The sequence below is a fragment of the Pantoea piersonii genome, from assembly GCF_003612015.1.
In the GTDB taxonomy this organism is placed as follows: domain Bacteria; phylum Pseudomonadota; class Gammaproteobacteria; order Enterobacterales; family Enterobacteriaceae; genus Pantoea; species Pantoea piersonii.
In genome coordinates, this window is record NZ_RARB01000001.1 from 961108 (window position 1) to 982390 (window position 21283).

Here is a 21283-nt window from a genome sequence, read left to right on the forward strand (position 1 = left end):
GAATCGCCTTAAGGACCCGAAATGAAATCAGGACGTTATATCGGCGTTATGTCAGGCACCAGCCTGGACGGCGTTGACGTGGTGCTGGCCGCCATTGATGAGAATATGGTGGCGCAACAGGCCAGCTACTGCCATCCCATGCCGGGTGAGCTGCGCCAGCAGATTCTGGCGATCTGCCAGGGCCAGACGCTGACGCTCTCGCAGCTCGGCCAGCTCGATACGCGGCTTGGCCGGCTGTTTGCCGAAGCGGTCAATACGCTGATGCGACGCGAGGCGCTGGAGCCGAGCGATATCGTCGCGATTGGCTGTCATGGGCAGACCGTCTGGCACGAGCCGCAAAGCGACGCGCCCAACACGCTGCAAATCGGCGATAATAATCAGATTGTCGCGGCGACGGGCATTACGGTGGTGGGCGATTTCCGCCGCCGTGATATGGCGCTGGGCGGTCAGGGCGCACCGCTGGTGCCCGCTTTTCATCAGGCGCTGCTGATGGACGGGGTGGAGCGCCGCATGGTGCTCAATATCGGCGGCATCGCTAACCTTTCTCTGCTGCTGCCCGGCCAGCCGGTGCGCGGTTTCGATACGGGTCCCGGCAATATATTGATCGATGCGTGGATCTGGCGCCATCAGGGCAAGCCCTTCGATCGGGATGCCGGCTGGGCGCGCGGCGGCAAAGTGGTGCCTGCGCTGCTGGAGCAGATGCTGCGCGATCCCTGGTTTGCGCTGCCGTCGCCGAAAAGCACCGGTCGCGAATATTTCAATCTGGGCTGGGTTGAACGTCAGCTACAGAACTTCCCGGGCCTGGCGCCGCAGGACGTGCAGGCGACGCTGACTGAACTGAGCGCCGTCTCTATCGCCCATCAGGTGCAGCTTAACGACGGCTGCGATCGGCTGCTGGTGTGCGGCGGCGGCGGTCGCAATCCGCTGCTGATGGCGCGCCTCGCCGCGCTGCTGGCTGGAACCGAAGTCACCACCACCGATGCGGCGGGCATTCGCGGCGACGATATGGAGGCGCTGGCGTTCGCCTGGCTTGCCAGCCGTACGCTCTCCGGGCTGCCCGGTAATCTGCCCGCCGTGACCGGCGCGGCCGAAAAAAGCGTGCTCGGCGCCATCTATCCGGCTAATCCGCTCTTTTGACTGTAAGGAGAATCATGATGAAACAGGGGTTAATTTTTGCCGCCGCGCTGCTGCTCTCGGGCTGCGGCCTGATGCACAAGCAGGCTGAGGCGCCGCAAACGCTGCACTATCGCTGTGGAACCTTGCCGCTGACCGTCACGCTCGACAACGCCAGCGATCAGGTCAGCTTTATTATGGACGGCCAGCCTTTAACGCTGAAGCGAGCGATTTCCGCCTCAGGCGCGCGCTACAGCGACGGGAAATATGTATTCTGGAGCAAAGGCGATACCGCCTTTATCGAGCGTGACGATAAAATCGTCGTTAACGACTGTGCGCTGCAGCCTGCCAGCCAGTCAGTTCATGTTGAGTAACTCCTTATGAGCACGAATTTCACTCTGCAAGATATCGCCAGCCTGCGCCGCGAATATACGCGCGGCGGGCTGCGTCGCAAGGATCTGCCGGACCAGCCGCTGGCGCTGTTTGAAACCTGGCTGCAGCAGGCGTGCGAGGCGCAGCTGCCCGATCCCACTGCCATGACAGTAGCGACGGTGGATGAGCAGGGGCAGCCTTACCAGCGCATCGTGCTACTCAAGCACTATGATGACAACGGTCTGGTGTTTTATACCAACCTGGGCAGTCGCAAAGCGCAGCATCTTGCCGGCAATCCGCGCATTTCGCTGCACTTCCCGTGGCACTTCCTTGAGCGGCAGGTGATGGTGCTGGGCGAAGCGGAGAAACTGTCACCGCTGGAAGTGCTGAAATATTTCCATAGCCGCCCGCGCGACAGCCAGATCGGCGCCTGGGTATCGCGTCAGTCGAGCCGTATCTCGGCGCGCGGCGTGCTGGAGGGCAAGTTCCTCGAACTGAAGCAGAAGTTCCAGCAGGGAGAGGTGCCGCTGCCGAGTTTCTGGGGAGGATATCGCGTTAAATTTCATACCATGGAGTTCTGGCAGGGGGGCGAACATCGCCTGCATGACCGTTTCCTCTACCAGCGCGACGACAACGGCTGGAAAATCGACCGCTTAGCCCCGTAAAACAGCGTTTTTCTCCTCTCTCAGCGCTGGCACAGAAGTCGCCAGCGCTTTATGCTATAGCCCTCTTTTTTTTCCGCACTCAGCGGAGAGCTGTGTACCAGCATAGGTGCAGTCTGATCAATTTGGAGTCAGTGATGACCAGCAGTAACCTGATACAACAATTGCAGGAACGGGGCTTAATCGCCCAGGTAACGGACGAGGAAGCGTTAGCAGAGCGACTGGCGCAAGGGCCGATCTCCCTCTATTGCGGCTTCGATCCGACCGCTGACAGCTTGCATTTGGGCCATCTGGTGCCGCTGCTCTGCCTGAAACGTTTTCAGGATGCCGGACACAAGCCGGTCGCGCTGGTGGGTGGTGCCACCGGTCTGATTGGCGATCCCAGCTTTAAAGCAGCAGAACGTAAACTCAATACCAGCGAAACCGTAGGCGAGTGGGTCGAGAAGATCCGCAAGCAGGTCGCGCCTTTCCTCGATTTCGACTGCGGCGACAACAGCGCTATCGCCGCTAACAACTACGACTGGTTCGGCGGCATGAACGTGCTGACCTTCCTGCGCGATATCGGCAAGCACTTCTCTGTGAATCAGATGATTAACAAAGAAGCGGTGAAACAGCGCCTGAACCGCGACGATCAGGGGATCTCCTTTACCGAGTTCTCCTACAACCTGCTGCAGGGCTACGACTTCGCCGAGCTGAACAAGCGTCACGGCGTGTCGCTGCAGATTGGCGGTTCCGATCAGTGGGGCAACATCACTTCCGGCATCGATCTGACGCGTCGCCTCTACCAGAATCAGGTCTTTGGCCTGACGGTGCCGCTGATCACCAAATCGGACGGCACCAAGTTCGGTAAAACCGAAGGCGGCGCGGTGTGGCTCGATGCGAAGAAAACCAGCCCGTATAAGTTCTACCAGTTCTGGATCAATACTGCGGACGCCGACGTCTACCGTTTCCTCAAGTTCTTCACCTTCCTGAGCCTGGAAGAGATCAACGCGCTGGAAGAAGAAGACAAGAACAGCGGGAAAGCGCCGCGCGCGCAGTATGTGCTCGCCGAAAGCGTTACGCGTCTGGTACACGGCGAAGCGGGTCTGGCCGCGGCGAAGCGTATTACCGAAAGCCTGTTCTCCGGCGCGCTGAGCGACATGACCGAAGCGGACTTCGAACAGCTGGCGCAGGACGGCATGCCGACCGTTGAGCTGGGCGCGGAAGACGATCTGCAGCAGGCGCTGGTGAATGCTGAACTGGTGCCGTCACGCGGTCAGGCGCGCACCATGATCGGCTCAAACGCCGTCACCATCAACGGCGAGAAGCAGTCAAACGCGGAATACCGTTTTAGCGAGAGCGATAAGCTGTTTGGTCGCTATACGCTGCTGCGTCGCGGTAAAAAACACTACTGCCTGATTGTCTGGCAGTAAGCGCTCAGGGCCGGTCTCCGGCCCTTTTTTATGGACGGCAAGGGCAAGGCAGTACAGAAAATAATGAAGAATATTCTCGCAATTCAGTCGCATGTGGTGTTCGGCCATGCAGGTAACGCCGCCGCCGAGTTCCCGATGCGGCGCATGGGGGCCAATGTCTGGCCGCTTAACACCGTACAGTTCTCCAACCACACCCAGTATGGTCACTGGACCGGCACCGTGATGCCCGCAACGCACCTGACGGATATCGTCAAGGGCATCAGCGATATCGATCGCCTGAAAACCTGCGACGCGGTACTGAGCGGCTACCTTGGCTCAGCTGAGCAGGGCGAGCAGATCCTTGAAATCGTGCGCATGGTAAAGGCCGCCAACCCCGACGCCTGGTTCTTTTGCGATCCAGTGATGGGCCATCCTGAAAAAGGGTGTATCGTGGCGCCCGGCGTGGCGGAGTATCACTGCAAATACGCCATGCCCGCCAGCGACATTATTGCGCCCAATCTGCTGGAGCTGGAGATGCTTAGCGAGCGCAGCGTGACCAGCGTAGAAGAGGCGACGGCGGCAGCGCGCGCGCTGATTGCGCAGGGGCCGCGCGTGGTGCTGGTGAAACACCTGGCGCGCGCCGGACGCCGCAGCGATCGCTTCGAGATGCTGCTGGTAACGGCGGAAGAGGCCTGGCATATCAGCCGCCCGCTGGTGGATTTCGGCGTGCGGCAACCGGTCGGCGTCGGCGATCTGACCAGCGGCCTGCTGCTGGTGAATCTGCTGCACGGCAAGGATCTGAAAAGCGCTCTGGAGCATGTCACCGCCGCCGTCTACGAAGTGATGCTGACGACCCATGCTATGGGCGAATATGAACTGCAGCTGGTGGCGGCGCAGGACGCTATCGCGCAGCCGACCCAGCACTTTACCGCCGAGCCTCTGTAAGCTCGCACCGGGCCGATATCCTGTCGGCCCCGCTTGTTATGCTATCCCTTCCGCCTTTAGTGCCGCCTGCACCGCGGGCCGCTGGGAGGCGCGCTGGAACCAGGCTTCCAGCGCTGACAGCCCATCCAGCTCTAGCTTCAGCGCATACGCCCAGCGCACCACCACGTAGAGATAGGCATCCGCCACGCTAAAGCGCAGCCCCATCAGCCACTGCTTATCCTGCAGCGCCTTATCGACGTAGCGGAACTGTTGTTCCAGCCGGGCGCGCAGCAGAGGTTTATAGTCGTCAGGGGTGTCGGGTTTAAACAGCGGGGTGAAGGTTTTATGCAGCTCGCTGCTGATAAAGCTGAGCCACTCCAGCGTGTGGTAGCGCGTCAGGCTGCCGACCGGCGCCAGCAGCTGGCGATCGGGCTTCAGGTCCGCCAGATACTGCACAATCGCCACGCCTTCGGTCAGTACGGTGCCGTCATCCAGCTCCAGCGCCGGCACCTGGCCCTTGGGGTTGATTTGCCAGTAATCTTCGCTGCATTCGGTGACTTTTTTCATCAGGTCGACATTAACCTGGGTGAAGTCGAGCCCGCACTCACGCAGCACGATATGCGGCGAAAGAGAGCAGGCGCCAGCCTTACAGAACAGTTTCATAACGGACCTCCGGGTTGCGACAGCATCATTGCAGCTTAATGCGTCGTCGCAGATTTGCCAGTGACCTCGGTCAAGCGTTCTGTCTGGCCCGAAAAAGGATAAAAAAAAGCCGGGCGCATGGCCCGGCTGCATAGAACCTGAATAATCAGGCCTGCGCTTTTTCCAGCTCCGCCTGTGGCGTCTGCGTCATGCGGTTCAGCAGCGGCGCCGTCAGCAGCATCAGCACGGCAATCACGCCGGTAACGATACCAATCTGCTGGAAGACGCTGCTGTAGACGCTCAGCGAGGCGAGGGGGTCAGTTACGTTCTCAGGCACCGCCATCAGACCTGCCACTTTACCGGCGATCATCGCTGCGCCAGCGGTGGTGAGGAACCAGGAACCCATAATAAAGCCCATCAGACGCTGCGGCACCAGCTGCGCGACCATCGCCAGGCCCAGCCCGGAGATCATCAGCTCGCCCACGCTCTGCAATGCATAGCTGAGGATCAGCCAGTTAACCGAGACGATACCGGCATCCGAAGCGAACTTCGCGCCCATCGGCAGCACCAGGAAGGCGGCCGAGCAGAGCACCATACCGATAGCGAACTTAAACGGCATCGGCAGCTTATCGCCCAGCTTGTTATAGACCGCCGCCAGCAGCGGGCTCGCCAGCATGATCCAGAACGGGTTAAGCGCCTGGAACTGTTCCGGCTCAAAGGTAATGCCCAGAATGGTGTGCCCGACGTTGCGAATCGCAAAGAAGTTGAGCGAAGTCGGCATCTGCATATAGAGCACGAAGAAGACGATCGCCTCGACCATCAGCAGGAACGCCACGATCATCTTACGACGTGCCGCGCCATGCAGGGCAAAAGCTTCTTTCGCGAAGATCAGGATAATGCCCAGCGCGACCACGCCCAGGGTGATGCGCGCAATAGTCTGGTTATGCAGCAGCCAGGTCGCGATAGCGACCAGCACCACAACACCGACCAGCGTCATCAGCAGCTTGCCGACGTTCAGCGGTGCGAAGTCGGGCTTAGAACCGTAGTTCTTAACCAGACCTTTGCAGAACAGGAAATTAAGCAGGGTGATGATCAGACCGACCACCGAAAGCGAAAACGCCACGCTCCAGCCATATTTCGCCGCCAGCCAGGGGGTCAGCATCATAGAGAACAGCGAGCCGACGTTGATCGACATATAGAACATGGTGAAGGCGCCGTCGAGACGCGGATCGTCTTTCTCGTAGCAGGTCGAGAGCAGCGAAGAGGGGTTGGCTTTAAACAGACCGCTGCCCACCGCGATGGTCGCCATGCCGATATAGACCATGCCGACGTTATGGCCAGAGAAGGCGACCAGCGCATAACCCAGCGCCAGCACGAGCACGCCCAGCATAATAACGCGTTTGGTGCCCAGCACCTTATCGCCCAGCCAGCCGCCGATAGCCACCAGGCCGTAGACCAGCGCGCTAAAAGAGGCGAAGAGGGTAATAGAGTCCGCTTCTGACATGCCCAGCTGTTTCACCAGGTAAACAGCCATAATGGCCTGCAGGCCGTAGAAGCCGAAACGTTCCCACAACTCAATCGAGAAGATCAGGTAGAACGCCTTCGGCTGTTTGAACGCATTGAGGCTGACGGCCTCATCAGTGTGTTTGTTTGCAGTTGACACTTGTACCTCAGTTTTTCTCGTACCCTGTTTTATGACAGGAAATAAGTCCGCGTCATGTCAGGTTTCCATGCGCGACATTGTTATTAGTAGGGAAAAGCGGCGCCTAATGTGGCTGATAACGCGCATCAGGGCAAGAATTTTTTGAATGCTGTAAAGCCTGGGTTGCGTAAGGTTTAAAACCCGAGCGAAGTTTGTTAAATGGATTTTAATTTCAACTCTGGCAATTCTATCAGAACAAACGGTTGTTTTTCAGGTGCGCCAGGCAACAAGAACCAGATAAGCTGCTTGGGCGTTATTTTGCAGGCTAAGGTGTTGTGGTTTGTTAATTAACCAGTTTAATGTTTTGTATGTGATCCACTTATCAGCTAATTTGAACAACAAATCGGCAAAAATCTTCCTTAAAATGACAAGCCAGGTGTAAAAGTTGATCCTTCGCACAAAATCATCAATTAATTCATCGGGTAAAAGAAGAAAGCGTTTGCGTAGCCGAAAAGGGCGTTAAAAATGCCCTGATAATGCCAGGCGGGAGCAGTGAATCGCGTCTCACCGTGCCGGGGAGGAGGCGTCGGATGCGTGAGCGAAAATCCACGCCGCAGCCAGATGAAAATTGCGATTTTTACCGTCTCGACAACAAATTACCGATCCGGTAACCTCGATATTTCTCTTTACAGGACGTTAACATGACAGCCTCTCTAAACCTGGCACTGGTGGGCGATTACCGCGCCAGCGCCGTTGCGCATCAGGCCATTCCGCTGGCTATCGAGCGCGCCGCCGCGCACCTGGGCGTTTCCGCTAGCTTCACCTGGCTTCCTACCGACCAGCCGGGCGTTTCAGACGCCGTACGCAGCAGCGATGCTGTCTGGGTGGTACCTGGTAGCCCTTATAAAAATGATGACGCGGTATTTGAGACCATTCGCTGGGCGCGAGAGCAGCGACACCCTTTTCTGGGGTCCTGCGGCGGTTTTCAGTATGCGGTAATCGAGTACGCCCGCAATGTGCTGGGCTGGCAGGATGCGAATCACGCCGAGACCGACGAAGGCGGCCGCATGGTGATCGCGCCGTTGAGCTGCTCGCTGGTGGAGCAGCGCGGAGAAGTGAGATTCGCGCCGGGATCGCGCATTGCCGAGGCCTATGGCGCGCAGTCAAGCGATGAGGGCTATCACTGCAACTTCGGCGTTAACCCCGCCTTCAGCGAGGCGCTGGAAGGAGAAAACCTGCGCATCACGTCCTGGGACGCATCGGGCGATGTGCGCGGCATCGAACTGAACGATCATCCTTTCTTTGTCGCGACGCTGTTTCAGTCAGAGCGGGCCGCGCTGCAAAATAAAAATTCGCCGCTGGCGATCGCCTGGCTGCAGGCGGCACTGGCACGTCGCTAGCTTGCTACGGGCGTTTTCGCGCCCGTTAAATTTCCGTCTTGTCCGGAAACTCGCACAGATCTTCAATCAGACAGGCGCCGCAGCGCGGCTTGCGCGCAACGCAGGTATAGCGGCCATGCAGGATCAGCCAGTGATGGCAATCGACCTTGAACTCGCTGGGGACCACCTTCAGCAGCTTCGCCTCAACCTCTTCCACGTTTTTTCCCGGCGCAAAGCGGGTGCGGTTGCTGACGCGGAAAATATGGGTATCAACGGCGATGGTCGGCCAGCCAAAAGCGGTATTCAGCACCACGTTGGCCGTTTTGCGGCCTACGCCCGGCAGCGCCTCCAGCGCGGCGCGATCTTCCGGCACTTCGCCGCCGTGCAGCTCCAGCAACATACGGCAGGTCTTAATGACGTTCTCGGCTTTGCTGTTGTAGAGGCCGATGGTTTTGATATGTTCCTTCACGCCTTCCACGCCCAGCGCCAGCATGGCGGCAGGCGTATTCGCGACGGGATAGAGCCGGGCGGTTGCCTTATTGACGCTGACGTCAGTCGCCTGCGCCGACAGCAGCACGGCGATCAGCAGCTCAAAAGGTGAGGTGAAGTTAAGTTCAGTCGTGGGGTGCGGGTTGTTCTCCCGCAGCCGACGGAGAATTTCTACGCGCTTTGCCTGATTCACACTGCTTTCCCGGCCTGGGCGTGCGGTTCAGCCGCCGCCGCTTCAGCGGCGCGACGCACAGCGCGCTGTTTCATCTTCTGATCGATAACGTACTTCGCAGCCAGCAGCATGCCCAGCCCGATAAAGGCGCCCGGCGGCAACATCGCCAGCAGCATCGGCGAATCGAAATGCACCACTTCGATGCGCAGCGCCTTCGCCCAGGGGCCGAGCAGCTGATCCGCGCCGTTAAACAGCGTGCCGCTGCCGATCAGCTCACGAATCGAGCCGAGCGTGACCATGGCGCAGGTCGCGCCCATGCCGATAGCGAAGCCGTCGAGCGCGGCAAGGGGAATGCTGCTTTTCGAGGCGACCGCTTCGGCGCGGCCGACCACGATGCAGTTGGTCACGATAAGCGGAATAAAGATGCCGAGCGACTCATAGAGGCCATAGGCGTAGGCGTTGATCAGCATCTGCACGCAGCTCACCACCGAGGCGATAATCATGACGTAGATCGGGATGCGGATCTCCGACGGCACCCAGCGGCGCGAAGCGGAAATAGCGCTGTTGGTAATGGTCAGCACCAGCGTGGTCGCCAGACCGAGGCCCAGCGCGTTGGTCGCCGTCGAAGTTACTGCCAGCAGCGGGCAGAGCCCCAGCAGCTGCACCAGCGCCGAGTTATTTTTCCACAGTCCGCCAACCAGCAGGTTTTTGGCTTCACTCATTTGCCTCTCCACATTCGGGCAGCGACGAGAGCCTGCCGCTCAAAGTTTTAATCAGTAGCGCGGTGCGTCGGGTGGCGTTGACTACCGCGCGCGGAGTAATAGTCGCGCCGGTAAACTGATCAAATTCGCCGCCATCTTTCTTCACCGCAAAGGCTTTATCATCGGCGCCGTGTACGACTTTGCCATTAAAACTGTTAATCCAGTTGGAAATACGCAGTTCGATCTTATCGCCGAGGCCGGGGGTCTCGTGGTGTTCAATAACGCGCACGCCCAGTACTTTACCGTGAAAATCAGCGCCAACCAGCATCTGTATCGCACCAGAATAGCCATCCGGCGCGGTGGTCTCAAGCGCGGCCGCAACTGCCGTATCACCTTTACGCGCCAGATAGAGATGGTGCGGCGTGGTCGTCCCCAGCGCAGGATCGGTGACAAGGTAACATTCGTGCTGGATCTGATTATCGTACAGATCCACAGGCACCACCTGATCCAGCAGGTTTTTCTGATTCAGCGCCGTCTGGTGCGCGATAGTGGGTTTGGTGACGTAGTTCACCACGGCGGTTAAACCGGTGGTAAAGACGGCGAACAGCGCCAGGGTGACGGCGTTTTTGCGGATAGTCTCAAGCATCGATCACTCCTTGCGATGGCCGTAGACGCGCGGCTGCGTGTAGTAATCGATCAGCGGCACGCAGATATTCGCCAGCAGGACGGCAAAAGCCACGCCGTCGGGATAGCCGCCGAAGCTGCGGATTAGCCACACCAGCAGACCAATCAGCGCGCCATAGAGCAGGCGTCCGCGGTTGGTGGTAGAGGCGGTAACCGGGTCGGTGGCGATAAAAAACGCGCCGAGCATGGTCGCGCCGGAGAAAAGGTGGATCAGCGGGGTATTCAAACTTTCCGGCGAGATCAGCCAGCCCAGCGTGGCGCAGAACGCCAGCGACAGCAGCATCGCCGCGGGAATATGCCAGCGAATCGCCTTCTTCCACAGCAGAAACAGCCCGCCCGCCAGATAGCCGATATTGATCCACTGCCAGCCGAGACCGGCCAGGACGCCGGTATAGATCGGCTGCGCCAGCAGCTGTTCTGCGCTGTGGCCGGCGCGCAGTCCGGTTTTGAAATTATCCAGTGGCGTCGCCTGGCTAATGCCGTCCACGCCCAGCTGCAGCTGTTGCATGGTATCGCCCGCCAGAGTATGGCCAGTGAAAATCATGCTCAGCGAATCGAGCAGACCCGGTTTAACCACCTGCAGCGCATCGGGCGGCAGCCAGCTGGTCATCTGTACCGGGAAAGAGATCAGCAGCACCACATAGCCGACCATAGCCGGGTTAAACGGGTTCTGTCCCAGTCCGCCGTAGAGCTGTTTGGCGATGACAATAGCGAAAAGGGTGCCGATTACCACCAGCCACCAGGGGGCGAGCGGCGGCAGGCTGATGCCGATAAGCACAGCGGTCAGCAGCGCGGAGTTATCCGCGAGGCTGGGAGCAATCGGCGCCTTGCGCAGACGCAGAATCGCTGCTTCCGCCAGCCAGGCGGTCAGCACCGCCAGCAACACCTGCAATACGCTGCCGTAACCAAAGAAATACCACTGCGCGGCAAAGCCAGGGACGGCCGCCAGCACCACCAGCAGCATAATGTTGCCGGTGCTGCGGCGGTTATGGGTATAAGGAGAACTTGCGATACGAAAAGCCATTTATTCCTCAAACGTCGACGGCGTCTGCGCTTTACGCGCTTTTGCCCGGGCGATGGCGGCAGCGACGGCTGCCTTGCGCGCGTCTTCCGACGGACGCGCATCACTGTTTTCAACGTCGAGATTCACGACGTCCTTTTCTGATCCCTGCGCGGCCGCTTTCTTCGCTTTAGCGCGGGCGATGGCGGCTTCCACCGCCGCCTTACGCGGATCGACCGGCGGGGTGTCCTCGACCGGCAACACCTCTTCGGTCAACGTACCGGCAGCGGCCTGTGCAGCTTCGGCTTTCTTCGCTTTAGCGCGGGCGATGGCGGCTTCTACCGCCGCTTTACGCGGATCGACCGGCGAAGCAGTTTCAACCGACGGCGCATCCTCGACCGGCTGCGTCTCTTCCGCCTGCGCATCGGCTGTAGCCTGCGCGGCGGCGGCTTTCTTCGCCTTCGCACGGGCGATAGCGGCTTCTACCGCCGCCTTGCGCGGATCGACCGGCGACGCAGTTTCAACTGACGGCGCGTCCTCGACCGGCTGCGTCTCTTCCGTCGGCGTATCGGCTGTAGCCTGCGCGGCGGCGGCTTTCTTCGCCTTCGCGCGGGCGATGGCGGCTTCTACTGCCGCTTTGCGTGGATCGACCGACAACGCATCCTCGACCGGCGGCGTCTCTTCCGTCGGCGCATCGGCTGTAGCCTGCGCGGCGGCTTTCTTCGCCTTCGCACGGGCGATAGCAGCTTCTACCGCTGCTTTGCGCGGATCGGCCGGCGACGCATCCTCGATCGGCGGCGTCTCTTCCGTCGGCGCATCGGCTGTAGCCTGCGCGGTGGCGGCTTTCTTCGCCTTCGCACGGGCGATAGCAGCTTCTACCGCTGCTTTGCGCGGATCGGCCGATGCCGCATCCTCGTTCGGCGGCGTCTCTTCTGTCTGCACGGCGGCGGCTTTCTTCGCCTTTGCGCGGGCGATGGCGGCTTCTACCGCCGCTTTGCGCGGGTCGGCTGCCTCCGTCTTCGCTTCTTCCGCTGCTTCAGGCTGCGTAGTTTTCTTCGCCTTAGCGCGGGCGATCGCAGCCTCTACGGCCGCCTTACGCGGATCCTCAGCCTGGCGGCTCAGCGCCTGGGTTTCCGACTGCGCTTCAGCCTGACGCAAATGCGCCTGAGCGTGTCGCGCCTGACGCTGTGCTTCTTCTACCGCCGGATCAACTTCGCCTGCCGCCTGCCGCTTCGCCATAACGCGTTCGCGGGCTGCGGCCAGTTCGCCTTCGTCGCTGCGCGCGACGCGCTGCTTCGCCTGCTCATGCTTCGCTTCACGCGCCAGCTTTTCACGCTCCAGACGTGCCTGGCGCGCCTCAAAGCGCGCTTTCGCTTCAGCGGTACGCTTCGCCTCAAGATCGATAGCGCGCAGCTCGGCCTTCTCCTGGCGGTAATACTGCACCAGCGGAATATTGCTCGGACAGACATAGGCGCAGGCGCCGCACTCAATGCAGTCGTCGATATGGTGGGCGCGCGCTTTATCGTGATCGCCGCCCTGGCTGTACCAGTAGAGCTGCTGCGGCAGCAGCTTCGCCGGGCAGGCGTCGGCGCAGGCGGAGCAGCGAATGCAGGACTGCTCCTCGTCGTTGTTGCCCATTTCGCTGGCGGAGGGCGCGAGAATGCAGTTGGTGATTTTCACTACCGGCACGTCAAGCGACGGCAGGGTAAAGCCCATCAGCGGACCACCCATAATGACCATCTGGCGCGGAGCGGGCGTAAAGCCGACCTGGTGCAGCAGATGGCTGATGGGGGTGCCGATCCGGCTCCAGACGTTGCGCGGCTGCGCAATCGCCTCGCCGGTCAGGGTCACCACGCGTTCGGTCAGGGGCTCGCCGTTGATCACCGCGCGCTTCACCGCCCAGGCGGTGCCGACGTTCTGCATCAGCACGCCGATATCGGTAGAACGTCCGCCGTGCGGCACTTCCAGACCGGTAAGTATTTTGGTCAGCTGCTTTGCGCCGCCAGAGGGATATTTTGTCGGAATAACGCGGATGTGCAGATCGCGCTCGCCGCCCAGCGCTCGCTTCAGCGCGGCAATCGCTTCCGGCTTGTTATCTTCAATGCCAATCAACACGCGCTCAGCCTGCAATACCCAGGCGAGGATGCGGCTGCCTTCCAGCACTTCGGCGGCATAATCCTGCATCAGGCGATCGTCGGCGGTGATATAGGGCTCACATTCAGCGGCATTGATAATTAACGTTTTTACGCCGCGCAGTCCGCCGCGCAGCTTGGTGCCGGTCGGAAAGCCCGCGCCGCCAAGGCCGGCGACGCCCGCATCGTGAATGCGCTGAACGATATCGGCGCGCTGGCGCTGGCGGTAGTCCGCCATCGGCTCCAGCGTCGTCCAGCGATCCTCGCCGTCCGGCGACATAAAAATGCAGAGTTCCGACAGCCCGGAGGGATGCGCGGTCATATGCTGCGCAATCGCATCGATGGTGCCCGAGGTCGGCGCGTGCACCGGCAGCATCCGGCCGTTGCCAAAGGTGAGCGGCTGACCGCGCAGCACGCGATCGCCCGGCGCAACGCAAATCTCGCCTTCATGGCCGATATGCTGTTTCAGCGGAATAATAAAACGGTCCGGCAGCGGCAGCTGGCTCAGCGGGGTGCCGTTAGACTGGGTTTTCATTTCAGGCGGATGGATGCCGCCCTGGAAATCCCATAGCTTCTCTTTACGAAAGATATTCAACAGATTAAGCATGACTTTCTACCGGGATCACCCGTACAGGAATGGTTTCGAGATCCCACTTCCAGTTAGCGGTAGTGGTCGCCACTGGACGCATCTCGATGCAGTCGGTAGGACAGGGCGCGACGCAGAGATCGCAGCCGGTACAGACGTCGCTCAGCACGGTATGCATGGCGCGCGTCGCGCCGACGATAGCGTCAACCGGGCAGGCCTGGATGCATTTGGTGCAGCCGATGCAGTTCGCTTCATTGATCCAGGCCACGGTGCGCACCGGCTCTTTCGCCGTGTCGTCGCCGTCAATCGGCTGGGGATCGACGTTCAGCAACGCCGCCAGCTTGAGCATAGTCTGCTCGCCGCCCGGCGCGCATTTGTTAATCGCCTCGCCGTTGTTGCCCACCGCGTCCGCATAGGGACGGCAGCCGGGATAGCCGCACTGGCCGCACTGGCTTTGCGGCAGCAATTCGTCAATCTGTTCGACAATGGGATCTTCTTCTACCTCGAAGCGGCGAGAGGCGTAGCCCAGCAGCGCGCCAAACACCAGGGCCAGCGCGCTCAGAACAATAATTGCAATCCAGATAGCGGTCATCAGAATTTCACCAGACCGGTAAAGCCCATAAACGCCAGCGCCATCAGGCCAGCGGTCACCAGTGCGATAGAGGAGCCTTTAAAGGGCGCAGGCACGTTAGCCAGCACCAGACGCTCGCGCATCCCGGCAAACAGCACCATCACCAGCGAAAAGCCGAGTGAGGCGCTAAAGCCATAAAGAGCCGCCTGCAAAAAGGTATGGTTGAGGTTAACGCTCAGCAGCGGCACGCCGAGCACCGCGCAGTTGGTGGTAATCAACGGCAGAAAAATGCCGAGCAGTCGGTAGAGCGACGGGCTGGTTTTACGCACCACCATTTCGGTGAACTGCACCACGACGGCGATCACCAGGATATAAGCCATGGTGCGCAGATAGACGAGATCGAGCGGCACCAGGATCAGGTGGTTTACCAGCCAGGCGCAAATCGACGCCAGGGTGATCACGAAGGTGGTGGCAAGGCCCATGCCAATCGCCGTTTCCAGCTTTTTGGAAACGCCCATAAAAGGACAGAGGCCAAGGAATTTCACCAGAACGAAGTTGTTCACCAGCACAGTGCCTACAAACAGCAGCAGATAATCGGTCATTTTTTCGCCATTGATTCGGAAAGCGGCTCATTATCTGTGATCTGTGACGCTATCTCAACCACTGCGCGAAACGCAGCAGGCTGTTTCGCACTCATGATTAAATTGTTGACGAAACTCACGGCGTTACGGCCGGATAAACGTCGTTTTTACCCGCAGGGAACGTTTGAAGTAGGGCACGAAAACCGCGGCGGCGAGCAGGGCCAGCAGCAGCGTCTGAGCAGCTTTGCCGTCGGCGACCGGCGTAAAGGCGAAGGTCTTTAGCGCCAGCAGCAGCGTGACCAGCAGCCAGATAATGTAGTGGCGTGGCAGGCGGCGCGAACGTTTGCAGAAGATCCAGCATACCCACAGGCTGTAAAGCCAGACGGCGAGCGCGGTCAGCAGAGAGATTGCCCAGTTGGTCACCAGCATGCCGCCGTGCGAAAACAGCGTCGCGCGCCATTCCGGATTAAACAGCGGGCTGAGATACATTGCCACCACCAGGGCGCTGGTAAGCAGCATCATAATCAGCCAGGCGAGCGGGACTAGCAGCCAGCCGCCCAGACGCGGCGCGGTTACCGATTCATTCATGAGGATGATCCTGTTGCGACAAGGAAAGCGGGAGAGAATAACACGTTCAAACAGAGCCTGCCTGCGCAGAAGAGAAGCGGCGCCAGCAGGCCCGTTAATCGCGGATCAGACGACGTAACGCCACACGGTTTTAGGCACGCGGCCTAAATCGTATAGCCGACCGCCTGACGCCAGCTCAGCGCGCCGATGATCCGCCGCGCGGTACATGCTGATAATCTCTTTATCATCGGTGAGCGAGTAGTTGAGGTGATCGTAGAGCTTTTCCAGACTTTCCAGATTATTCACTTTGCGGAATTTGAGCAGGTAATCTTGCGCGGTCATGATTGCCATAAATGAAGAGAACAGAGGAGAGGTCAGTATAGGGAGCAACTGCACGCTGTCCAGCGTCTTATGCTGTAAAAGAGACAAATTATTTATTTTTGCTAATCAATGCGCTAAAAACGCCACTTATTATCATCTGAGCATAAAAAAAGCGAAACGGCTAAAAGGGGGTGCGCCGCCGCCCGTCGCTTGCCGCTGCGCTAAACGGCGCCAGGGCTCGCCACGTCTGCGATTACACTTTTCTGAGGCTGAATCCGCTTCGCTTAGGGTTATAAAAGCGTATTTATTACGCTCCCCGCCGCCAGGGTGACTGAAAGGAGTAAATAACAGCGTTTTTAATCATTCTGGCCCTCTTTCCCGTGGTCAAAAGGGCGCTTCAGACGCGCCTGTTCATTCCCGGTTTCTGTGCGGAAAATCACAAATTTATCATCTCGCCTGCACCACGTGTGATGACCAAAGTTTACGTATAATTGTAATCGCTTTCAGGAGCAGATTTCATAAGCGATTCTGTTTATTACATTTATTTAACCAGCGTTTTTAAAATAGCCAGTCATTTTGTCCATGCCTGATAAGGCGATCAACTGCCATACCTGCACGTAACCCCTTTAATTTGAACTAATTTGTGAGGCGCGTCGCCCTTATTCATAGCGATTTACGCCAGGCTAAACGGGCTCTTTACCCTTACTCGCAAAAGCCCTTCAGAGGAATGCAAACTATGTGGAAACGTTTACTTTTGACCACCCTGGTCAGCACCGCGTTAGCAGCGCCGGTAATGGCGGCTGACCTGACCGTCGGCTTCTCTCAGGTCGGCTCCGAATCTGGCTGGCGTGCAGCGGAAACTAACGTGGCGAAAAGTGAAGCGGCGAAGCGCGGCATCACGCTGAAAATCGCTGACGGTCAGCAAAAACAGGAGAACCAGATCAAAGCGGTCAGGTCGTTTATCGCACAAGGCGTCGACGCGATCTTTATTGCGCCGGTGGTGCAGACCGGCTGGGAGCCGGTGCTGGAAGAGGCCAAAGATGCCAAAATTCCGGTGTTCCTGCTCGACCGCGCCATCGTGGTGAAAGATAAATCGCTCTATATGACGGTGGTGACCGCCGATAACGTGCTGGAGGGCAAACTGATTGGCGACTGGCTGGTGAAAACCGTCGGCAACAAGCCGTGCAACGTTGTCGAGCTGCAAGGCACCGTCGGCGCCAGCGTCGCTATCGACCGTAAAAAAGGCTTTGCCGAGGCGATCGCCGGCCATCCCAATATCAAACTGGTTCGTTCGCAGTCTGGCGACTTTACCCGCAGCAAGGGCAAAGAGGTGATGGAGAGCTTTATCAAGGCGGAAAACAACGGCAAGAACATCTGTATGGTCTATGCGCACAACGACGATATGGCAATCGGCGCGATTCAGGCGATTAAAGAAGCTGGCCTGAAGCCGGGCAAAGATATCCTCACCGGCTCTATCGACGGCGTGCCCGATATCTATAAGGCGATGCTGGCGGGAGAAGCTAACGCCAACGTTGAGCTGACGCCGAATATGGCTGGCCCGGCTTTCGACGCGCTGGAGAAATTCAAAAAGGATGGCACGCTGCCGCCGAAAATCACCAAAACCGAATCCCGGCTCTATCTGCCTGCTGATGCGCAGGCACAGCTGGATCTGAAAAAAGGCATGGGTTACTGAGCCGCGAGCCGCTCTCCGGAGCGGCTTTTTATCTGTTGAGGCGGAGCTGACAAGATGATTAGGCACAATGATGATGCGCTGCTCACCATCAGCGGCGTCAGCAAAGGTTTTCCCGGCGTTAAGGCGCTGGATAACGTGTCGTTTAGCGTGCGCAAGGGCGAGATCATGGCGCTGCTGGGCGAGAATGGCGCGGGCAAATCGACCCTGATCAAGGTGCTGACCGGGGTGTACAGCCGCGACGCGGGCACGCTGACCCTGAACGGGCAGACCATTGCGCCGCGCAGCACCGCCGACGCGCAAAAGATGGGCATCGGCACGGTCTATCAGGAGGTCAATCTGCTGCCGAATATGTCGGTGGCTGACAACCTGTTTATCGGCCGCGAGCCGCGCCGCTTCGGCATGGTTGACCGCCGACGCATGGTGCGCGACGCCGACGCGCTGATGCGCAATTACGGATTTGTTCTCGACGTAACGCGTCCGCTGGGACACTACTCGGTCGCCATGCAGCAAATTATCGCCATCTGTCGCGCCGTCGATCTGTCAGCGCAGGTGCTGATCCTGGATGAACCAACCGCCAGTCTCGACGCCAGCGAAGTGGAGATGCTCTTTGCCCTGATGGCGCAGCTGAAAGCCAAAGGCATGAGCCTGATCTTCGTCACCCATTTTCTCGATCAGGTTTATCGGATTACCGACCGTATTACGGTATTGCGCAACGGTCAGTTTATCGCCACGCGCGATACCGCGACGCTGCCGCAGATTGAACTGATCAAGCTGATGCTGGGGCGCGAGCTGCTGGAAACCGCGCTGCAGCGTCAGGGCAGCACGCTGCGCAGCAACCAGCCGGTAGCGTCGTTTCGTGACTACGGCAAGAAGGGCACCATTGAACCTTTCGACCTTGAGGTGCGGCCTGGGGAAGTGGTCGGTCTGGCCGGTCTGCTCGGTTCCGGTCGCACCGAAACCGCCGAGGTGCTGTTCGGCATTCGCCGTCCCGATCGCGGCACGGCGACGATTAAGGGCAAGCCGCAGACCATTCGCTCCCCGGCGAAAGCGTCGCGCCTCGGCATCGGTTTTTGTCCGGAAGATCGCAAGACCGACGGCATTATCGGCGCCGCCTCGGTGCGCGAAAACATTATTCTCGCGCTGCAGGCGCAGCGCGGCTGGCTGCGGCCGATTAAGCGGCGCGAGCAGCAGGCGATTGCGGAACGTTTCATCAAAAGCCTCGGCATTCGCACGCCGCACGCCGAGCAGGCCGTGGAGCTGCTTTCCGGCGGCAATCAGCAGAAGGTGCTGCTGTCGCGCTGGCTGGTGACCAGACCGCAGTTTCTGATCCTTGACGAGCCGACGCGAGGCATCGACGTCGGCGCGCACGCCGAGATTATTCGCCTGATCGAATCCCTCTGCGCCGATGGTCTGGCGCTGCTGGTGATCTCCTCTGAGCTGGAGGAGCTGGTGGGTTATGCCGATCGCGTGGTGATTATGCGCGACCTGAAGCAGGTGGCGGAGATCCCGCTTGAGCAACTGTCGGTGGCGTCGATTGTTAATGCTATCGCGGATGGAGGGGCACAACATGCTTGAATCCCATATGACGAAGCCAGAACGCCGTAAATTCCGTCTGCCGCCGGGGCTGCCACAGGTCGCCGCACTGATTCTGGTGCTGCTGGTGGATAGCCTGGTGGCGAATAACTTTTTCGCCGTGCATCTGCAGGATGGCCGCCTGTTCGGCAGCCCCATCGATATCCTTAACCGCGCCGCGCCGGTCGCGCTGCTGGCGATCGGCATGACGCTGGTGATCGCCACCGGCGGCATCGATCTCTCCGTGGGTGCGGTGATGGCGATTGCGGGCGCGACCGCCGCAACCTTAACCGTGGCGGGTCACAGCCTGACAATGGTGATTTTTTCCGCGCTGGGCGCAGGTCTGCTGTGCGGGTTATGGAACGGCGTGCTGGTGGCGCTGCTGCGCATTCAGCCCTTTGTCGCCACGCTGATTCTGATGGTGGCGGGGCGCGGCATCGCGCAGCTGATTACCCAGGGGCAGATCGTGACCTTTGACAGCGCGACGCTGGGATGGCTGGGCAGCGGTTCGCTGTGGCTGCTGCCGGTGCCGGTATGGATTACGCTGGCGGCGGCGCTGCTGGTCTGGCTGCTGACGCGCAAGACCGCGCTCGGGCTGTTTATCGAGGCGGTAGGGATTAACCTGCGCGCGGCGCGCAATGCGGGCGTAAACGGCTGGCTGGTGGTGATGTCCACCTATGTGATTAGCGGACTCTGCGCGGCGATAGCGGGCCTGATCGTGACCGCCGATATTCGCGGCGCAGACGCCAATAACGCCGGCTTATGGCTGGAGCTGGACGCGATCCTTGCTGTGGTGATTGGCGGCGCGTCGCTGATGGGCGGCCGTTTTAACCTGGTGCTGTCGCTGATCGGCGCGCTGATTATTCAGGCGATGAATACCGGCATTTTGCTGTCCGGTTTCCCGCCGGAGCTTAATCAGGTGGTGAAAGCGGTGGTTGTCATGTGCGTGCTGCTGCTGCAGTCGCCGCGCTTTCTGGCGATGCTGAAACGGAGAGGTTCCCAATGATTAAACGTCATCTTCCTCTGATGATTACGCTGCTGGTGTTTGTCGCTGGCTATCTTTTCTGTCTGAGCCAGTTTCCTGGCTTCGCCTCAACGCGCGTAATCTGCAATATCCTGACCGATAACGCTTTTCTCGGCATTATCGCCGTCGGCATGACTTTTGTGATCCTCTCTGGCGGCATCGATCTGTCGGTGGGCGCGGTGATCGCTTTCACCGGCGTGTTTCTGGCGCGCGCCATTGGCGATCTGCATATTCATCCGCTGCTGGCATTCGCCATTATTCTGGCGGCGGGCGCGCTGTTCGGCGCGATGATGGGCTGGCTGATCGACGCGCTGAAGATCCCGGCGTTTATTATTACGCTGGCAGGCATGTTTTTCCTGCGCGGCTGCAGTTATCTGGTATCGGAGAACTCAATTCCCATTGATCATCCGCTCTATGCCACGCTTTCCAGTCTGGCGTGGAAAGTGCCGGGCGGCGGTCGCCTGAGTTTGCTGGCGCTGGTTATGTTGCTGGTGGTGGCGGGCGGGATTTTGCTTGCCCACCGTACGCGGTTCGGCAATCAGGTCTACGCCATAGGTGGCAACGTGACCTCGGCGCAGCTGATGGGGATCTCTACCCGTGCCACCACCATCCGCATTTATATGCTGTCGACCACGCTGGCGACGCTGGCGGGTATCGTTTTTTCCATTTATACCTCGGCGGGCTATGCGCTGGCGGGACTGGGCGTCGAGCTGGACGCTATCGCCTCGGTGGTGATTGGCGGCACGCTGCTCTCCGGCGGCGTCGGTACGGTGCTCGGCACGCTGTTCGGGGTGTTGATTCAGGGGCTGATCCAGACCTGGATTAACTTTGACGGCACGCTGAGCTCCTGGTGGACCAAGATCGCCATTGGGATTTTACTGTTCGCCTTTATCGCGCTGCAGCGTCTGCTGACGGTGATGTGGGACCGGCAGAAAAATGCGCCGGTGAAGCGGATAGCGACCTGAGGGTTTGTTGTTGACTAAGCCGCCTGCGGGCGGCTTTTTTGTGACGGTGAGAATGTGCTTTAAGCGGGCCAGCGCTACACCTTGTTCAAAAACGCTCCCG

General features: G+C 59.4%; 21 protein-coding genes. 10 read left to right on the top strand and 11 right to left on the bottom strand.

The window, feature by feature from the left end:
• The first annotated feature begins 21 nt into the window (after positions 1-21).
• From anmK to pdxY, 5 genes are all read left to right on the top strand, one after another.
• The gene (anmK, locus tag D7S44_RS04630) at positions 22-1137 is read left to right on the top strand and encodes an anhydro-N-acetylmuramic acid kinase (protein WP_120452447.1); all 1116 of its coding nucleotides are present in this window, start codon (positions 22-24) and stop codon (positions 1135-1137) included.
• 17 nt (positions 1138-1154) lie between these two features.
• A complete protein-coding gene (locus D7S44_RS04635; protein WP_120452449.1) occupies positions 1155-1487 on the top strand; it encodes an MliC family protein in 333 nt (110 codons plus the stop codon).
• A 6-nt stretch (positions 1488-1493) separates the two neighbouring features.
• Positions 1494-2150, top strand: coding sequence for a pyridoxamine 5'-phosphate oxidase (gene pdxH, locus D7S44_RS04640; protein ID WP_120452451.1), 657 nt, complete (start codon positions 1494-1496; stop codon positions 2148-2150).
• Positions 2151-2284: 134 nt separating this feature from the next.
• Positions 2285-3559 carry a tyrosine--tRNA ligase gene (gene tyrS / locus D7S44_RS04645; RefSeq protein WP_120452453.1) on the top strand — a complete coding sequence of 425 codons (1275 nt, stop codon included), beginning with the start codon at positions 2285-2287 and terminating at the stop codon, positions 3557-3559.
• Positions 3560-3622: 63 nt separating this feature from the next.
• On the top strand, positions 3623-4483 hold the full coding sequence (gene pdxY, locus D7S44_RS04650) for a pyridoxal kinase PdxY (RefSeq protein ID WP_120452879.1): 861 nt from the start codon (positions 3623-3625) through the stop codon (positions 4481-4483).
• A 36-nt stretch (positions 4484-4519) separates the two neighbouring features.
• Here pdxY and gstA read toward each other — a convergent pair whose 3' ends face one another.
• Both gstA and dtpA read right to left on the bottom strand, forming a co-directional pair.
• Positions 4520-5125, bottom strand: coding sequence for a glutathione transferase GstA (gene gstA, locus D7S44_RS04655; protein ID WP_120452455.1), 606 nt, complete (start codon positions 5123-5125; stop codon positions 4520-4522).
• A 145-nt stretch (positions 5126-5270) separates the two neighbouring features.
• Entirely contained in the window at positions 5271-6767 is a 1497-nt protein-coding gene (gene dtpA, locus D7S44_RS04660) for a dipeptide/tripeptide permease DtpA (protein ID WP_120452456.1), read from the bottom strand.
• A 680-nt stretch (positions 6768-7447) separates the two neighbouring features.
• Here dtpA and D7S44_RS04665 point away from each other — a divergent pair.
• The gene (locus D7S44_RS04665; protein WP_120452458.1) at positions 7448-8146 is read left to right on the top strand and encodes a CTP synthase C-terminal region-related (seleno)protein; all 699 of its coding nucleotides are present in this window, start codon (positions 7448-7450) and stop codon (positions 8144-8146) included.
• A 25-nt stretch (positions 8147-8171) separates the two neighbouring features.
• On the opposite strand, the gene nth is transcribed toward D7S44_RS04665, so the two are convergent.
• The 9 genes from nth to ydgT all read right to left on the bottom strand — a co-directional run bounded on the left by nth (position 8172) and on the right by ydgT (position 15950).
• Entirely contained in the window at positions 8172-8807 is a 636-nt protein-coding gene (gene nth / locus D7S44_RS04670) for an endonuclease III (RefSeq protein ID WP_120452460.1), read from the bottom strand.
• On the bottom strand, positions 8804-9508 hold the full coding sequence (locus tag D7S44_RS04675; protein WP_120452462.1) for an electron transport complex subunit E: 705 nt from the start codon (positions 9506-9508) through the stop codon (positions 8804-8806). Before D7S44_RS04675 ends, nth begins: the two co-directional genes overlap by 4 nt.
• Positions 9501-10133, bottom strand: a complete 633-nt coding sequence (rsxG, locus tag D7S44_RS04680; protein ID WP_120452464.1) for an electron transport complex subunit RsxG — start codon at positions 10131-10133, stop codon at positions 9501-9503. Before rsxG ends, D7S44_RS04675 begins: the two co-directional genes overlap by 8 nt.
• Before the next feature lie 3 nt (positions 10134-10136).
• Complete coding sequence (gene rsxD, locus D7S44_RS04685) at positions 10137-11195, bottom strand: electron transport complex subunit RsxD (RefSeq protein WP_120452466.1); 1059 nt, start codon at positions 11193-11195, stop codon at positions 10137-10139.
• Positions 11196-13910 carry an electron transport complex subunit RsxC gene (rsxC, locus tag D7S44_RS04690; protein ID WP_120452468.1) on the bottom strand — a complete coding sequence of 905 codons (2715 nt, stop codon included), beginning with the start codon at positions 13908-13910 and terminating at the stop codon, positions 11196-11198.
• Positions 13903-14481, bottom strand: a complete 579-nt coding sequence (rsxB, locus tag D7S44_RS04695; protein ID WP_120452470.1) for an electron transport complex subunit RsxB — start codon at positions 14479-14481, stop codon at positions 13903-13905. The genes rsxC and rsxB overlap by 8 nt, the downstream gene beginning before the upstream one ends.
• On the bottom strand, positions 14481-15062 hold the full coding sequence (gene rsxA / locus D7S44_RS04700; RefSeq protein WP_033747388.1) for an electron transport complex subunit RsxA: 582 nt from the start codon (positions 15060-15062) through the stop codon (positions 14481-14483). The genes rsxB and rsxA overlap by 1 nt, the downstream gene beginning before the upstream one ends.
• Before the next feature lie 123 nt (positions 15063-15185).
• Positions 15186-15629 (bottom strand): DUF2569 domain-containing protein, encoded by a 444-nt coding sequence (locus tag D7S44_RS04705; protein WP_120452472.1) that lies wholly within the window; start codon positions 15627-15629, stop codon positions 15186-15188.
• Positions 15630-15734: 105 nt separating this feature from the next.
• Positions 15735-15950: a transcription modulator YdgT gene (gene ydgT / locus D7S44_RS04710; RefSeq protein ID WP_120452474.1), complete on the bottom strand. Its 216-nt coding sequence runs from the start codon at positions 15948-15950 to the stop codon at positions 15735-15737.
• Between the two features lie 715 nt (positions 15951-16665).
• On the opposite strand from ydgT, the gene ytfQ reads away from it, so the two are divergent.
• Genes ytfQ through yjfF form a run of 4 tightly spaced genes read left to right on the top strand, consistent with a single transcriptional unit; the run spans position 16666 to position 21183 of the window.
• Positions 16666-17622, top strand: a complete 957-nt coding sequence (gene ytfQ / locus D7S44_RS04715; protein WP_120452475.1) for a galactofuranose ABC transporter, galactofuranose-binding protein YtfQ — start codon at positions 16666-16668, stop codon at positions 17620-17622.
• A 54-nt stretch (positions 17623-17676) separates the two neighbouring features.
• Positions 17677-19197 carry a sugar ABC transporter ATP-binding protein gene (locus D7S44_RS04720; RefSeq protein WP_120452477.1) on the top strand — a complete coding sequence of 507 codons (1521 nt, stop codon included), beginning with the start codon at positions 17677-17679 and terminating at the stop codon, positions 19195-19197.
• Positions 19190-20200: a galactofuranose ABC transporter, ATP-binding protein YtfT gene (gene ytfT, locus D7S44_RS04725; RefSeq protein ID WP_120452478.1), complete on the top strand. Its 1011-nt coding sequence runs from the start codon at positions 19190-19192 to the stop codon at positions 20198-20200. The genes D7S44_RS04720 and ytfT overlap by 8 nt, the downstream gene beginning before the upstream one ends.
• A complete protein-coding gene (yjfF, locus tag D7S44_RS04730; RefSeq protein WP_120452480.1) occupies positions 20197-21183 on the top strand; it encodes a galactofuranose ABC transporter, permease protein YjfF in 987 nt (328 codons plus the stop codon). The genes ytfT and yjfF overlap by 4 nt, the downstream gene beginning before the upstream one ends.
• Positions 21184-21283: the final 100 nt, after the last annotated feature.

Bases quoted from the DNA above. Each gene is read 5' to 3' on its own strand.
- anmK (WP_120452447.1), top strand. From the start codon at position 22: ATGAAATCAGGACGTTATATCGGCGTTATGTCAGGCACCAGCCTGGAC.
- D7S44_RS04635 (WP_120452449.1), top strand. From the start codon at position 1,155: ATGAAACAGGGGTTAATTTTTGCCGCCGCGCTGCTGCTCTCGGGCTGC.
- pdxH (WP_120452451.1), top strand. From the start codon at position 1,494: ATGAGCACGAATTTCACTCTGCAAGATATCGCCAGCCTGCGCCGCGAA.
- tyrS (WP_120452453.1), top strand. From the start codon at position 2,285: ATGACCAGCAGTAACCTGATACAACAATTGCAGGAACGGGGCTTAATC.
- pdxY (WP_120452879.1), top strand. From the start codon at position 3,623: ATGAAGAATATTCTCGCAATTCAGTCGCATGTGGTGTTCGGCCATGCA.
- gstA (WP_120452455.1), bottom strand. From the start codon at position 5,125: ATGAAACTGTTCTGTAAGGCTGGCGCCTGCTCTCTTTCGCCGCATATC.
- D7S44_RS04665 (WP_120452458.1), top strand. From the start codon at position 7,448: ATGACAGCCTCTCTAAACCTGGCACTGGTGGGCGATTACCGCGCCAGC.
- D7S44_RS04675 (WP_120452462.1), bottom strand. From the start codon at position 9,508: ATGAGTGAAGCCAAAAACCTGCTGGTTGGCGGACTGTGGAAAAATAAC.
- rsxG (WP_120452464.1), bottom strand. From the start codon at position 10,133: ATGCTTGAGACTATCCGCAAAAACGCCGTCACCCTGGCGCTGTTCGCC.
- rsxD (WP_120452466.1), bottom strand. From the start codon at position 11,195: ATGGCTTTTCGTATCGCAAGTTCTCCTTATACCCATAACCGCCGCAGC.
- rsxC (WP_120452468.1), bottom strand. From the start codon at position 13,910: ATGCTTAATCTGTTGAATATCTTTCGTAAAGAGAAGCTATGGGATTTC.
- rsxB (WP_120452470.1), bottom strand. From the start codon at position 14,481: ATGACCGCTATCTGGATTGCAATTATTGTTCTGAGCGCGCTGGCCCTG.
- rsxA (WP_033747388.1), bottom strand. From the start codon at position 15,062: ATGACCGATTATCTGCTGCTGTTTGTAGGCACTGTGCTGGTGAACAAC.
- D7S44_RS04705 (WP_120452472.1), bottom strand. From the start codon at position 15,629: ATGAATGAATCGGTAACCGCGCCGCGTCTGGGCGGCTGGCTGCTAGTC.
- ydgT (WP_120452474.1), bottom strand. From the start codon at position 15,950: ATGACCGCGCAAGATTACCTGCTCAAATTCCGCAAAGTGAATAATCTG.
- ytfQ (WP_120452475.1), top strand. From the start codon at position 16,666: ATGTGGAAACGTTTACTTTTGACCACCCTGGTCAGCACCGCGTTAGCA.
- D7S44_RS04720 (WP_120452477.1), top strand. From the start codon at position 17,677: ATGATTAGGCACAATGATGATGCGCTGCTCACCATCAGCGGCGTCAGC.
- ytfT (WP_120452478.1), top strand. From the start codon at position 19,190: ATGCTTGAATCCCATATGACGAAGCCAGAACGCCGTAAATTCCGTCTG.
- yjfF (WP_120452480.1), top strand. From the start codon at position 20,197: ATGATTAAACGTCATCTTCCTCTGATGATTACGCTGCTGGTGTTTGTC.